This is a genomic window from Escherichia sp. MOD1-EC5189 (assembly GCF_002966045.1).
Lineage (GTDB): Bacteria > Pseudomonadota > Gammaproteobacteria > Enterobacterales > Enterobacteriaceae > Escherichia > Escherichia coli_F.
In genome coordinates, this window is the sequence record NZ_PTRX01000002.1 from 225396 (window position 1) to 238816 (window position 13421).

Sequence of the window (13421 nt, forward strand, 5' to 3'; positions counted from 1 at the left end):
TGTACACGGCGAGGCTCTCCCCCCTTGCCACGCGTGAGAACGTAAAAAAGCACCCATACTCAGGAGCACTCTCAATTATGTTTAAGAATGCATTTGCTAACCTGCAAAAGGTCGGTAAATCGCTGATGCTGCCGGTATCCGTACTGCCTATCGCAGGTATTCTGCTGGGCGTCGGTTCCGCGAATTTCAGCTGGCTGCCCGCCGTTGTATCGCATGTTATGGCAGAAGCAGGCGGTTCCGTCTTTGCAAACATGCCACTGATTTTTGCGATCGGTGTCGCCCTCGGCTTTACCAATAACGATGGCGTATCCGCGCTGGCCGCAGTTGTTGCCTATGGCATCATGGTTAAAACCATGGCCGTGGTTGCGCCACTGGTACTGCATTTACCTGCTGAAGAAATCGCCTCTAAACACCTGGCGGATACTGGCGTACTCGGGGGGATCATCTCCGGTGCGATCGCAGCGTACATGTTTAACCGTTTCTACCGTATTAAGCTGCCTGAGTATCTTGGCTTCTTTGCCGGTAAACGCTTTGTGCCGATCATTTCAGGCCTGGCTGCCATCTTTACTGGCGTTGTGCTGTCCTTCATTTGGCCGCCTATTGGTTCTGCAATCCAGACCTTCTCTCAGTGGGCTGCTTACCAGAACCCGGTAGTTGCGTTTGGCATTTACGGTTTCATCGAACGTTGCCTGGTACCGTTTGGTCTGCACCACATCTGGAACGTACCTTTCCAGATGCAGATTGGTGAATACACCAACGCTGCAGGTCAGGTTTTCCACGGCGACATTCCGCGTTATATGGCGGGTGACCCGACTGCGGGTAAACTGTCTGGCGGCTTCCTGTTCAAAATGTACGGTCTGCCAGCTGCCGCAATTGCTATCTGGCACTCTGCTAAACCGGAAAACCGCGCGAAAGTGGGCGGTATCATGATCTCCGCGGCGCTGACCTCGTTCCTGACCGGTATCACCGAGCCTATCGAGTTCTCCTTCATGTTCGTTGCGCCGATCCTGTACATCATCCACGCGATTCTGGCAGGCCTGGCATTCCCTATCTGTATTCTTCTGGGGATGCGTGACGGTACGTCGTTCTCGCACGGTCTGATCGACTTCATCGTTCTGTCTGGTAACAGCAGCAAACTGTGGCTGTTCCCGATCGTCGGTATCGGTTATGCAATTGTTTACTACACCATCTTCCGCGTGCTGATTAAAGCACTGGATCTGAAAACGCCGGGTCGTGAAGACGCGACTGATGATGCAAAAGCGACAGGTACCAGCGAAATGGCACCGGCTCTGGTTGCTGCGTTTGGTGGTAAAGAAAACATCACTAACCTCGACGCATGTATTACCCGTCTGCGCGTCAGCGTTGCTGATGTGTCTAAAGTGGATCAGGCTGGCCTGAAGAAACTGGGCGCAGCGGGCGTAGTGGTTGCTGGTTCTGGTGTTCAGGCGATTTTCGGTACTAAATCCGATAACCTGAAAACCGAGATGGATGAGTACATCCGTAACCACTAATCCGTAAGACGTTGGGGAGACTAAGGCAGCCAGATGGCTGCCTTTTTTACAGGTGTTATTCAGAATTGATACGTGCCGGTAATGCTGAAATTACGCGGTGCGCCGTAGACGATAGAACCTTCCACGTTGGTATCGTAGGTTTTGTCGAACAGGTTATTGACGTTCCCCTGTAACGAGAAGTTTTTCGTCACCTGGTAGCGGGTGAAGAGATCCACCAGCGCGTAGCTACCTTGCTCGGCGCGGAAGGTGCCATACGGTGTCACGGTGTCGGTATACACGCGATTTTGCCAGTTAACACCACCGCCGACCGTCAACTCTGGCATGACAGGTAACCGATAGCTGGTGAACATTTTAACCGTGGTGCGTGGCAGATTAGGATTAACGGCGTTTCCTTCGTTATCTTCTGCAATATAGCGCGTTGCGCCAAACGTCAGCTGCCAGTTGTCGGTAATTGCGCCGTTGAGTTCAAATTCCACACCTTTACTGACTGTCCCATCCACCGCTTTATAGGCGGTTTCGCCGTTGCTGCCGGGGATAGGTGTACCGGTGGACTGAGCGACATTATCCTGCTCAATACGGAAGATGGCTAACGTGGTGGTCAGACGGCTATTCATCCAGTCCGATTTCAGACCCAGCTCGTAGTTGTTACCGGTGATTGGAGCCAGATATTTGCCTGAACTGTCACGATCATTTTGCGGCTGGAAAATAGAGGTATAGCTGGCGTAGGTCGACCAGTTGTCATTAATGTCAAACACCAGACCAGCATAAGGCGTGGTGTGGTTTTTCTCCATGCTGTAAGTCAGCGTATCAACCCGCCAGTTGGTATAACGTGCGCCAAGGATCAGATGCAGCGGATCGGCAAGGGTGACACGAGTGGCAGCATATAACGATTTCATATGTGTGGTATCGTCCTGCGCCAGACTCTGTGGTGACCAGTCGGTTTGTGGGAAATTGCCATTAAAGTTGTAGAAACTGCCAATTTCATCCGGGAAGATGTTGGCCCATGAACTGAAGTAACGATTGTTTTGTTTGCTGTAACTGCCACCAAACATGAGATTGTGCTGACGACCAAACAATTCATAACTACCGTCAGCGAACAAATCCAGCGCATCAACTTTACGTTTGCCGCTGTTCCAACCGGTGCCGCCGACATAATCAAAGCCAGGTCCATAATTACTGTATGGCCCAACCAGCATACCATCCGCTTTGTTTACATAGGCATCGACATACATCATTTTGCTGTCAAATTCGACTTCGGAGTGGGTGGCATTCAGTGTCGCTTGCCAGGTATCAGCAAACCGCTGCTTCAGGGTCATAAAGACCTTGTTGATCTCTTTATCGTTGTACGCCCAGTCAGGTGCGGTACTGCGTGCGCGATCGTAACTGTTGCTGCTGCCATCAGTATTCCAGCGCGGTAAACCGCCCCAGGTTGGGCTATTAACATCAATGCGCTGATATTCGTAACCGCCTGAAAGCGTCGTAAGATCGCCTAAATCAGCATCGACAATGCCGGAGAAGAAGGTCTTTTCACTGTTGTAGCGGTTCAGCCATGAGTCGTTATTCTGGTAGCCGCCGACAATTCGCGCGCGGATTTTACCATCTTCGGTGAGTGGGCTTTGTAAATCCGCCACATACCGTTCTTTGTTCCAGCTACCGTATTCCGCCGAGACATCGCCTTTAAATTCACGACTGGTCGCGTGTTTTCGAACCATATTAATTGCCGCAGATGGATTACCCGTCCCGGTCATGAGTCCTGTCGCGCCACGCACTATTTCTACGCGTTCAAACAGTGCCATATCAGAAAGTGCGTCGCCCAGATTCCAGCGCGATTCAAAATAGGTGGGGATACCATCAACCATATAGTTATCGATCTGGAATCCGCGGGAATAATAAAGAGCACGATCGGAATCCGCCTGGCTTTTGCTGATCCCCAGCGTGTTTTCCATCACTTCGCCCAGCGTTTGTAACTGCTGATCTTCCATCCGCTGCTGACTAACAATAGTGACCGACTGAGGAATATCACGTTGAGTCATCTGCATTTTGGTACCCGCAGAGGTAGACGTTACGCTGTAATCATTTTCGTCATCAACTGGAGTAGTGGCGGAACCCTCAACAATCACCGTTTCTTCAGTGGCTGGTGCAGCAAAAGCGGCGGAAGGTAAGAGTGCCAGTGCTATGCAACCGGCAAGTAGTGACGGTTTGGAGGTGGTTTGATGTTGATTATCCCTGTTAAATTGTCTCGAAAGCATTTGAAATCTCTTGGTTTATGTTGTCGTCAGGCTCATGCAGGAGGAGGATGATGAGCGGTTATATATAGTGTGCGAATAATTTTGCATGTAAATGCAAATGAGAAATATACGCATTCATATTTGGCGTGTAAACCAAACAGAGAATGTCTTTTCAGCGAATTCGCAGGCAGAAATGGGAATAATGACGATATATACGGCAGCAAAACGATTTTTTGCTTAAGAAATCGTGAGTTAAGGTTGAAAGAGCAGGTTTAACTCGACCATACTCTATACTCGCAGTGTGGCGCGGCGTAGCATGGCGCAACGCATGGCTATTTGAAAAAGGAAAATGTCGTGGCAGAAGAAACTATATTCAGCAAAATTATTCGTCGTGAGATCCCCTCCGATATCGTCTACCAGGATGATCTGGTAACGGCGTTTCGCGATATTTCGCCGCAAGCGCCAACGCATATTCTGATCATTCCAAATATCCTTATTCCAACTGTGAACGACGTGTCTGCTGAGCATGAGCAGGCGCTGGGACGCATGATCACCGTAGCGGCAAAAATTGCTGAGCAAGAAGGTATTGCCGAAGATGGCTATCGTCTGATCATGAACACCAACCGCCACGGCGGACAAGAGGTTTACCACATCCATATGCACTTGTTGGGTGGCCGTCCGCTGGGACCAATGCTGGCGCATAAAGGTCTGTAACGATGAGAAAAGGATGCTTTGGGCTGGTGTCTCTGGCGTTGTTAGTGCTGGTGGGCTGTCGTTCACATCCGGAAATTCCGGTGAATGATGAGCAATCGCTGGTGATGGAGTCATCTTTATTGGCTGCGGGCATCAGTGCAGAAAAGCCCGTCCTTTCGACGTCTGATATTCAACCTTCAGCATCCTCAACGCTTTATAACGAAAGGCAAGAACCCGTTACCGTTCATTATCGTTTTTACTGGTATGACGCCAGAGGACTTGAGATGCATCCTCTGGAAACGCCACGCAGCGTTACCATTCCCGCACATTCGGCGGTAACGCTATACGGCAGCGCCAATTTTCTGGGGGCGCACAAAGTCAGACTTTATCTATATTTGTAAGGGGTGAATCTTGATGATAAAAATGAGTCGCTATGCTTTGATTGCCGCGCTGGCGATGTTTCTCGCCGGGTGTGTGGGGCAACGTGAACCTGCACCGGTAGAAGAAGTGAAACCAGCGCCGGAACAACCTGCCGAGCCACAACAGCCTGTGCCCACGGTGCCATCGGTGCCGACGATCCCGCAGCAGCCAGGGCCAATTGAGCATGAAGATCAAACCGCACCGCCTGCGCCGCATATTCGCCATTATGACTGGAATGGCGCAATGCAGCCGATGGTCAGTAAAATGCTTGGGGCTGACGGGGTGACTGCGGGTAGCGTCCTGCTGGTTGATAGTGTTAACAACCGTACTAACGGTTCGCTGAATGCCGCAGAAGCGACCGAAACGCTGCGCAATGCACTGGCTAATAACGGTAAATTTACCCTGGTTTCCGCCCAGCAACTGTCGATGGCTAAGCAACAGTTAGGTTTGTCGCCGCAGGACAGTTTAGGTACCCGTAGTAAAGCCATAGGCATTGCCCGCAATGTCGGCGCTCATTACGTGCTGTACTCCAGCGCCTCTGGCAACGTTAACGCTCCGACCCTACAAATGCAGCTGATGCTGGTGCAGACGGGTGAAATTATCTGGTCAGGTAAAGGTGCCGTTTCGCAGCAATAATCCCATCACGCGCGACGAATTGCTGTCGCGCTTTTTTCCGCAATTTCATCCCGTCACGACGTTTAATAGTGGGCTTAGTGGCGGGAGTTTTCTCATTGAACATCAGGGCCAGCGTTTTGTTGTGCGTCAGCCGCATGATCCTGATGCGCCGCGATCCGCATTTTTGCGCCAATATCGAGTTTTATCACAATTACCCGCATGCATTGCACCGAAGCCGCATTTATATCTCCGTGACTGGATGGTGGTCGACTATCTGCCCGGCGAGGTAAAAACGTATTTGCCGGATACCAACGAACTGGCAGGCTTGCTGTATTATCTACATCAACAACCGCGTTTTGGCTGGCGAATAACGCTGTTGCCGTTACTGGAACTGTACTGGCAGCAAAGCGATCCGGCGCGGCGGACAGTGGGTTGGCTGCGAAGGTTAAAACGTCTGCGCAAAGCGCGGGAACCACGGCCTTTACGCTTAAGTCCATTGCATATGGATGTCCACGCCGGAAATTTAGTGCATAGCGCGTCAGGGTTAAAACTCATCGACTGGGAGTATGCCGGAGATGGTGATATCGCGCTGGAACTGGCGGCGGTGTGGGTGGAAAATACTGACCAGCACCGGCAATTGGTCAATGACTATGCCACTCGCGCGAAGATTTATCCGGCGCAATTATGGCGTCAGGTCAGGCGATGGTTTCCCTGGCTGCTGATGCTCAAAGCAGGGTGGTTTGAGTACCGCTGGCGACAAACCGGCGATCAACAATTTATCAGGCTGGCCGATGACACCTGGCGGCAGCTATTAATAAAACAATAAGGAGAGCAGTGTGGGTCCAGTAATGTTGGATGTCGAAGGTTACGAACTGGACGCGGAAGAGCGTGAAATACTGGCGCATCCGCTGGTGGGAGGGCTGATTCTCTTTACGCGTAACTATCATGATCCTGCCCAGTTACGTGAACTGGTGCGCCAGATCCGCGCAGCTTCGCGCAATCATCTGGTGGTGGCGGTGGATCAGGAAGGTGGACGCGTGCAGCGTTTTCGTGAAGGTTTTACCCGCTTGCCAGCGGCACAATCATTTGCTGCGCTGTTGGGAATGGAAGAAGGCGGAAAACTGGCGCAAGAGGCAGGTTGGTTGATGGCCAGCGAAATGATTGCTATGGATATTGATATCAGCTTTGCGCCAGTGCTGGACGTCGGGCATATCAGCGCGGCGATTGGTGAGCGTTCTTATCATGCCGATCCCGAAAAAGCCCTGGCAATTGCCAGCCGGTTTATTGATGGTATGCATGAAGCCGGAATGAAAACTACCGGGAAACACTTCCCAGGACACGGTGCAGTAACGGCAGACTCACACAAAGAAACACCGTGTGACCCACGTCCGCAAGCGGAGATTCGCGCTAAAGATATGTCGGTCTTCAGTTCCTTAATCCGCGAAAATAAACTCGACGCCATTATGCCTGCGCATGTGATCTACAGTGATGTCGATCCGCGTCCTGCGAGCGGTTCTCCCTATTGGCTGAAAACCGTTTTGCGTCAGGAACTGGGTTTTGATGGCGTGATTTTCTCTGACGATTTATCGATGGAAGGAGCCGCGATTATGGGCAGTTATGCCGAACGCGGGCAGGCATCACTGGACGCGGGTTGCGATATGATCCTGGTCTGCAATAATCGTAAAGGGGCCGTCAGCGTGTTAGATAATCTGTCACCGATCAAGGCAGAACGTGTTACACGTTTGTATCATAAAGGTTCATTTTCGCGACAGGAACTGATGGACTCGGCTCGCTGGAAAGAGATCAGCGCCCGTCTGAATCAGTTACATGAACGCTGGCAGGAAGAGAAAGCAGGTCACTAACCCTGGCTTATGTGAGGAAGCGATGATTATCTATTTACACGGTTTTGACTCTAACAGTCCGGGTAACCACGAGAAAGTCTTACAATTGCAGTTTATTGACCCGGATGTACGCTTGATAAGCTACAGTACGCGGCATCCGAAACATGATATGCAGCATCTGCTCAAAGAAGTGGACAAAATGCTGCAACTAAACGTCGATGAGCGTCCGCTGATATGCGGCGTTGGTCTGGGCGGATACTGGGCGGAGCGAATTGGTTTTCTTTGCGATATCCGCCAGGTGATCTTCAATCCTAATTTGTTCCCTTATGAGAACATGGAAGGCAAGATTGATCGCCCGGAAGAGTATGCCGATATTGCCACTAAGTGTGTGACCAACTTCCGCGAGAAGAATCGCGATCGTTGTCTGGTGATTTTGTCGCGTAACGATGAAGCGCTTAACAGCCAGCGGACATCTGAAGAGTTGCATCATTATTACGAGATTGTCTGGGACGAAGAGCAGACGCACAAATTCAAGAATATCTCCCCGCATTTGCAGCGCATTAAAGCGTTCAAAACCCTCGGTTAAATGCCCTCGTCGCATCAGGTAACCTTGCTGATACCTGATGCGTTCCAGATTCTGTAAATTCTGTAGGTCGGATAAGGCGTTCACGCCGCATCCGACACTGGCAATGTGCCTGATGCGACGCCGTTCGCGTCTTATCAGGCCTACCAAACGCCCTCCATATACGTCTCACCCTCCTGGGTTCGTTTAAATAATAAACAATAAGCTGTATTTTTTGATCTCATCCGGCAAATCAGCCTATCTTTTCAGCAACAAAACTTGATTAACATCAATTTTGGTATGACCAATGCACCATTCATGTTATTCTCAATAACGAAGAACATTTTCATTGCTGTAACCTGTTGTTAATTAAGAGCTATGCTAATAACCATTAGTTAACAATTGGTTAATAAATTTAAGGGGGTCACGTTGACTACGCCATTGAAAAAAATTGTGATTGTCGGCGGCGGTGCTGGTGGGCTGGAAATGGCGACACAGCTGGGACATAAGCTGGGACGCAAGAAAAAAGCCAAAATTACGCTGGTCGATCGTAACCACAGCCACTTGTGGAAACCGCTGCTGCACGAAGTGGCGACTGGCTCGCTTGATGAAGGCGTCGATGCGTTGAGCTATCTGGCCCATGCGCGCAATCATGGTTTCCAGTTCCAGCTGGGTTCCGTCATTGATATTGATCGTGAAGCGAAAACAATCACTATTGCAGAACTGCGCGACGAGAAAGGTGAACTGCTGGTTCCGGAACGTAAAATCGCCTATGACACCCTGGTAATGGCGTTGGGCAGCACCTCTAACGATTTCAATACGCCAGGAGTCAAAGAGAACTGCATTTTCCTCGATAACCCGCATCAGGCGCGTCGTTTCCACCAGGAGATGCTGAATCTGTTCCTGAAATACTCCGCCAACCTGGGCGCCAATGGTAAAGTGAACATTGCGATTGTCGGCGGCGGCGCGACGGGTGTAGAACTCTCCGCAGAATTGCACAACGCGGTCAAGCAACTGCACAGCTACGGTTATAAAGGTCTGACCAACGAAGCCCTGAACGTAACGCTGGTAGAAGCGGGCGAACGTATTTTGCCTGCGTTGCCGCCACGTATTTCTGCTGCGGCCCACAATGAGTTAACGAAACTTGGCGTTCGCGTGCTGACGCAAACCATGGTCACCAGTGCTGATGAAGGCGGCCTGCACACTAAAGATGGCGAATATATTGAGGCTGATCTGATGGTGTGGGCAGCCGGGATCAAAGCGCCAGACTTCCTGAAAGATATCGGTGGTCTTGAAACCAACCGTATCAACCAGCTGGTGGTGGAACCGACGCTGCAAACCACTCGCGATCCAGACATATACGCTATTGGCGACTGCGCGTCATGCCCGCGTCCGGAAGGGGGCTTTGTTCCGCCGCGTGCGCAGGCCGCACACCAGATGGCAACCTGCGCAATGAACAACATTCTGGCGCAGATGAACGGTAAGCCGCTGAAAAATTATCAGTATAAAGATCACGGTTCTCTGGTATCGCTGTCGAACTTCTCCACCGTCGGTAGCCTGATGGGTAACCTGACGCGCGGCTCAATGATGATTGAAGGGCGAATTGCGCGCTTTGTATACATCTCGCTATACAGAATGCATCAGATTGCGCTGCATGGTTACTTTAAAACCGGATTAATGATGCTGGTGGGGAGTATTAACCGCGTTATCCGTCCACGTTTGAAGTTGCATTAATCGGCTTGTACTGGCGGATGCGGCGTAAACGCCTTATCCGCCCTGGACAAATGGTACGAGCGGTAGGCCTGATAAGACGCGTTAAGCGTCGCATCAGGCATTCCTTCAGACTCCTCCGAATCCCTAAGTATTTCCAGCCATTCCCGCGCTTTTCATCTTCTGTCTGATAGCTGCTTTTCTCCTTCACTTGCATGATTGGCATAACAGCAAAGAAGGAGGTGTTCCCGTGAATAAATCAATGTTGGCGGGTATGGGGATTGGTGTCGCAGCTGCGTTGGGCGTAGCGGCAGTGGCCAGTCTGAACGTGTTTGAACGTGGCCCGCAATACGCTCAGGTTGTTTCTGCAACCCCAATCAAGGAAACGGTTAAAACACCGCGTCAGGAGTGTCGCAACGTCACAGTGACCCATCGTCGACCGGTGCAGGATGAAAATCGCATTACCGGGTCGGTGCTCGGCGCTGTTGCTGGCGGCGTGATAGGGCATCAGTTTGGCGGTGGTCGCGGTAAAGATGTCGCCACTGTTGTGGGGGCGCTGGGAGGTGGCTATGCCGGTAACCAGATCCAGGGCTCTCTCCAGGAAAGCGATACTTACACGACTACGCAACAGCGTTGTAAAACGGTGTATGACAAGTCAGAAAAAATGCTCGGTTATGATGTGACCTATAAGATTGGCGATCAGCAGGGCAAAATCCGCATGGACCGCGATCCGGGTACGCAGATCCCGTTAGATGGCAACGGGCAACTGATTTTGAATAACAAAGTATAACAAGGCTGTATTCTGCAATTTAGCCCCCCATTCGCTCAGGCTGAGGGGCTTTTTTTTGCGCCTTATTTCACCAGTTCGGGCCATAAACGCAAAGTCGTTCGGGCAATCTGCATCAGTTTTTCCAGCGATGCACCTTCGCGTGCGCTGATCGACATCCCCTGAATAATACAATTAAGGAATTCAGCCAGATGCGTCACATCACAGTGGGTCGGGATTTCCCCGCGCGCTTGTCGTTGACATAAAAACTGCTGCAAAGTGCGCTCTTGCATCGCATGGCGTGATTTCAGCGTATTGGCGATATCTCCGGAATCCGGGGAGAGGGTGGTGCAGTTGTTGATCATAAAGCAGCCAGCCGGGGTGTCTTTGCTGGTAAAGCAGTTGGCGATGGCAGCAAAATAGTCAGCCAACGCAGACTCCACGCTTTTCTCTTTACAAAACAGCTGTGCTTCATGCTTCGCGGCAAAACGATCGATATAGCGGTCGAGTACGGCGCGGAATAACCCCTCTTTGTTGGTGAATTCCGCGTATAGCGTGGGCGCTTTGGCTCCGGTCGCTTCGACGAGGTCCGCAAGAGAAGTCGCTTCATAACCGTGCTGCCAGAACAATTTCATGGCCTTATCAAGCGCGGCATCCCTGTCGAACACTTTTGGGCGGCCACGGCTTTTTTTTACACATTGTGTTGAGTCAGTTGCCATGATGCCGTTGTACCTGGTGACTGTGAATGAAAGGTTATTATAAAAATAATCACCTCCGTTCACCAGTCCACAAACCATAAAAATAATTTCTTTCTATTTAACTGAAATTTAAAGATTTTTAAATTAATTAATGATTGTTATAAAAAATATCTTGTATGTGATCCAGATCACATCTATCATTTAGTTATCGATCGTTAAGTAATTGCTTGCGACGTCATTCATCTGCATAAGGCCACTATTATGAAAAACGTAAAAACCCTCATCGCTGCGGCGATTTTAAGCTCAATGTCATTTGCCAGCTTTGCGGCTGTCGAAGTTCAGTCAACGCCAGAAGGCCAACAAAAAGTCGGTACTATCAGTGCTAACGCGGGGACAAATCTGGGATCGCTGGAAGAGCAGCTGGCGCAAAAAGCGGATGAGATGGGCGCAAAATCTTTCCGTATTACTTCTGTAACCGGTCCGAATACCCTCCATGGAACAGCAGTAATTTTTAAATAAGCATTAACCCTCATTAATGCCTGCTACTGCTGATTTTTTTCCCCGCGACATGCCGTGTCGCGGGGATTTTTTTATCCAGGATTTACAAAGTTTGTGGGCTCACTTGATGACGGCGGACATCCACCGGCATCCCGGAACGGACATCCATCACATGCTGCATCACTTCAGCGTCAGTTTGCGCTGCATCTTTAAATGATTGCATTGCGCTATTCAGTGTAATTGGCAGCAGCTGTGGATCGTCATCAATCTTCTCTGACAGCGGTTGATGTACTTCAACCAGACGCGCACCGTTTGGTTCGGCAGAGACTTTAATCGGGGTGTTGATGATATTCACTTTGGTACCTGGGGTGACCTGGCTAAAGAGTGTTTTGATATCGTCATCCCGCAGACGAATACAGCCAGAACTTACCCGCATGCCAATGCCGAAATCGGCGTTCGTACCGTGAAGCAAATAAACACCGCCATAGGCCGCCAGACGAATCGCATGATGGCCCATTGGGTTATCCGGTCCAGCCGGAACTACCGCAGGCAACTCAATTCCCTGTGCCTTATACCGCGCGCGAATGTTTGCCGTTGGCGTCCAGGTTGGGTTTGCACGCTTGTCAGAAACGGTGGTCACCATTGTCGGTGTCAGCGTGTCACCACCCAACTGACCAATGCCGATGGGATACACGGTTACCGAATTTTTACCCGGCGGGTAGTAATAGAGACGCAGTTCCGCAATATTGATCACAATGCCTTCGCGCGGCGCATCTGGAAGTAGGGTTTGCAACGGGATCGTTAACACGCTACCCGCGCGCGGCACGTAAGGATCAACGCCGGGGTTAGCCTGTAACAGAGCGAGAAAGCCGACATTATATTTTTTGGCGATGGCTTCCAGAGAACCACCGTCATTTTCCACCACATGAAATTTGTTTTCGCCAACCAGACGACTGCCTGCTGGCGGCAGCGGCCAGGTGTTGGCTTTTACCGGTAGCGCCAGCGCCACGGCAGCGGCGAACGTAAAAAACGTTAGCCAGCGAGAAAAACGCGTGTTGATCATCACCAAAAATCCATAATAAATATAAGGTTATTGTAATAAAAAGATAAGTATGAATTATGGATGGTGACAGTGTCGGATAGTGCAGGGAAGTGCAAATAATTTGTAAATGTTGGATATGGGGGCGCAGAAACGCCCCCGATTTACCATTAAGCGATCGCGTTCTCTTCCAGTTCACGCATAAACTGGCGAATCCATTCGATACGCGTTTTCCGCTCGCTCAAATCCTGAATAAACTTCAGGCGCGTCGGGCCATCGAGGCGATAATGCTGTGGCTGTTTTTGCAGCAAACCAATCAACCAGGCCGGATTAACGTGATTCTTCTCGGCAAATTCGATCACCCCACCTTTCTCATTACCTTCCAGCTTCCTGATCCCCAGTTTCTGCGCTTGCTGGCGCAGACGGGCAATATCCAGCAGGGTACGCGCCGGATCCGGCAGCAGGCCGAAGCGATCGATAAGCTCGACTTTGATCTCTTCCAGTTCGTTTTCCGTTTTGGCGCTGGCAATACGTTTATAGAACGACAAACGCGTATTCACGTCAGGAATGAAATCATCTGGTAATAGCGACGGCATCCGCAGCTCGACTTCTGTTTGCTGACTGGTGAGATCTTCCAGCGACGGCTCGCGTCCGGCTTTCAGCGCATCGACGGCGTTTTCCAGCAACTCCATATACAGCGAGAAACCGATAGTTTCCATTGAGCCGCTTTGTTCTTCGCCAAGCAGTTCACCTGCGCCGCGGATCTCCAGATCGTGCGTTGCCAGCGCAAAACCTGCACCGAGATCTTCCAGCGAGGCAATCGCTTCAAGACGTTTTTGC

14 protein-coding genes are annotated in these 13421 nt (G+C 50.7%); 10 read left to right on the forward strand and 4 right to left on the reverse strand.

What is annotated here, in order from left to right; translation table 11 throughout:
• Nucleotides 1-77: 77 nt before the first annotated feature.
• Nucleotides 78-1511, forward strand: a complete 1434-nt coding sequence (ptsG, locus tag ATB02_RS02750) for a PTS glucose transporter subunit IIBC (RefSeq protein WP_000475716.1) — start codon at nucleotides 78-80, stop codon at nucleotides 1509-1511.
• A gap of 59 nt (nucleotides 1512-1570) precedes the next feature.
• Here the strand turns inward: ptsG and fhuE are convergent, their stop codons facing one another.
• Nucleotides 1571-3760 carry a ferric-rhodotorulic acid/ferric-coprogen receptor FhuE gene (gene fhuE, locus ATB02_RS02755; protein WP_032183942.1) on the reverse strand — a complete coding sequence of 730 codons (2190 nt, stop codon included), beginning with the start codon at nucleotides 3758-3760 and terminating at the stop codon, nucleotides 1571-1573.
• Nucleotides 3761-4093: 333 nt separating this feature from the next.
• Here fhuE and hinT point away from each other — a divergent pair, with 333 nt between their 5' ends.
• From hinT to ATB02_RS02800, 8 genes are all read left to right on the forward strand, one after another.
• Complete coding sequence (gene hinT, locus ATB02_RS02760) at nucleotides 4094-4453, forward strand: purine nucleoside phosphoramidase (RefSeq protein ID WP_000807125.1); 360 nt, start codon at nucleotides 4094-4096, stop codon at nucleotides 4451-4453.
• Between the two features lie 2 nt (nucleotides 4454-4455).
• Entirely contained in the window at nucleotides 4456-4833 is a 378-nt protein-coding gene (locus ATB02_RS02765; protein ID WP_001225293.1) for a YcfL family protein, read from the forward strand.
• Nucleotides 4834-4846: 13 nt separating this feature from the next.
• Entirely contained in the window at nucleotides 4847-5488 is a 642-nt protein-coding gene (lpoB, locus tag ATB02_RS02770) for a penicillin-binding protein activator LpoB (RefSeq protein WP_000594311.1), read from the forward strand.
• Entirely contained in the window at nucleotides 5469-6293 is an 825-nt protein-coding gene (thiK, locus tag ATB02_RS02775; protein ID WP_032183943.1) for a thiamine kinase, read from the forward strand. Before lpoB ends, thiK begins: the two co-directional genes overlap by 20 nt.
• 10 nt (nucleotides 6294-6303) lie before the next feature.
• Nucleotides 6304-7329, forward strand: coding sequence for a beta-N-acetylhexosaminidase (gene nagZ / locus ATB02_RS02780; protein ID WP_105271044.1), 1026 nt, complete (start codon nucleotides 6304-6306; stop codon nucleotides 7327-7329).
• Nucleotides 7330-7351: 22 nt separating this feature from the next.
• Entirely contained in the window at nucleotides 7352-7894 is a 543-nt protein-coding gene (gene ycfP / locus ATB02_RS02785) for an alpha/beta hydrolase YcfP (RefSeq protein ID WP_000587933.1), read from the forward strand.
• A 405-nt stretch (nucleotides 7895-8299) separates the two neighbouring features.
• Nucleotides 8300-9604 carry an NADH-quinone dehydrogenase gene (gene ndh, locus ATB02_RS02790; protein WP_000211045.1) on the forward strand — a complete coding sequence of 435 codons (1305 nt, stop codon included), beginning with the start codon at nucleotides 8300-8302 and terminating at the stop codon, nucleotides 9602-9604.
• Between the two features lie 226 nt (nucleotides 9605-9830).
• On the forward strand, nucleotides 9831-10370 hold the full coding sequence (locus tag ATB02_RS02800) for a glycine zipper 2TM domain-containing protein (protein WP_001043462.1): 540 nt from the start codon (nucleotides 9831-9833) through the stop codon (nucleotides 10368-10370).
• Nucleotides 10371-10432: 62 nt separating this feature from the next.
• Here the strand turns inward: ATB02_RS02800 and comR are convergent, their stop codons facing one another.
• Nucleotides 10433-11065 (reverse strand): TetR family copper-responsive transcriptional repressor ComR, encoded by a 633-nt coding sequence (gene comR, locus ATB02_RS02805; protein ID WP_032183978.1) that lies wholly within the window; start codon nucleotides 11063-11065, stop codon nucleotides 10433-10435.
• A gap of 240 nt (nucleotides 11066-11305) precedes the next feature.
• Here comR and bhsA point away from each other — a divergent pair, with 240 nt between their 5' ends.
• Nucleotides 11306-11563, forward strand: a complete 258-nt coding sequence (bhsA, locus tag ATB02_RS02810; RefSeq protein WP_105271045.1) for a multiple stress resistance protein BhsA — start codon at nucleotides 11306-11308, stop codon at nucleotides 11561-11563.
• Nucleotides 11564-11645: 82 nt separating this feature from the next.
• On the opposite strand, the gene ldtC is transcribed toward bhsA, so the two are convergent.
• Together ldtC and ATB02_RS02820 are read right to left on the reverse strand one after the other, a co-directional pair.
• Nucleotides 11646-12608, reverse strand: a complete 963-nt coding sequence (ldtC, locus tag ATB02_RS02815; RefSeq protein WP_105271046.1) for a L,D-transpeptidase LdtC — start codon at nucleotides 12606-12608, stop codon at nucleotides 11646-11648.
• A 143-nt stretch (nucleotides 12609-12751) separates the two neighbouring features.
• On the reverse strand, nucleotides 12752-13421 hold a 670-nt coding region (locus ATB02_RS02820; RefSeq protein ID WP_342343155.1), incomplete at its 5' end, for a TRCF domain-containing protein.

Excerpts from the sequence above, each read along its gene's own strand:
- ptsG (WP_000475716.1), top strand. The coding sequence starts at position 78 with ATGTTTAAGAATGCATTTGCTAACCTGCAAAAGGTCGGTAAATCGCTG.
- fhuE (WP_032183942.1), bottom strand. The coding sequence starts at position 3,760 with ATGCTTTCGAGACAATTTAACAGGGATAATCAACATCAAACCACCTCC.
- ATB02_RS02765 (WP_001225293.1), top strand. The coding sequence starts at position 4,456 with ATGAGAAAAGGATGCTTTGGGCTGGTGTCTCTGGCGTTGTTAGTGCTG.
- lpoB (WP_000594311.1), top strand. The coding sequence starts at position 4,847 with ATGATAAAAATGAGTCGCTATGCTTTGATTGCCGCGCTGGCGATGTTT.
- ycfP (WP_000587933.1), top strand. The coding sequence starts at position 7,352 with ATGATTATCTATTTACACGGTTTTGACTCTAACAGTCCGGGTAACCAC.
- comR (WP_032183978.1), bottom strand. The coding sequence starts at position 11,065 with ATGGCAACTGACTCAACACAATGTGTAAAAAAAAGCCGTGGCCGCCCA.
- bhsA (WP_105271045.1), top strand. The coding sequence starts at position 11,306 with ATGAAAAACGTAAAAACCCTCATCGCTGCGGCGATTTTAAGCTCAATG.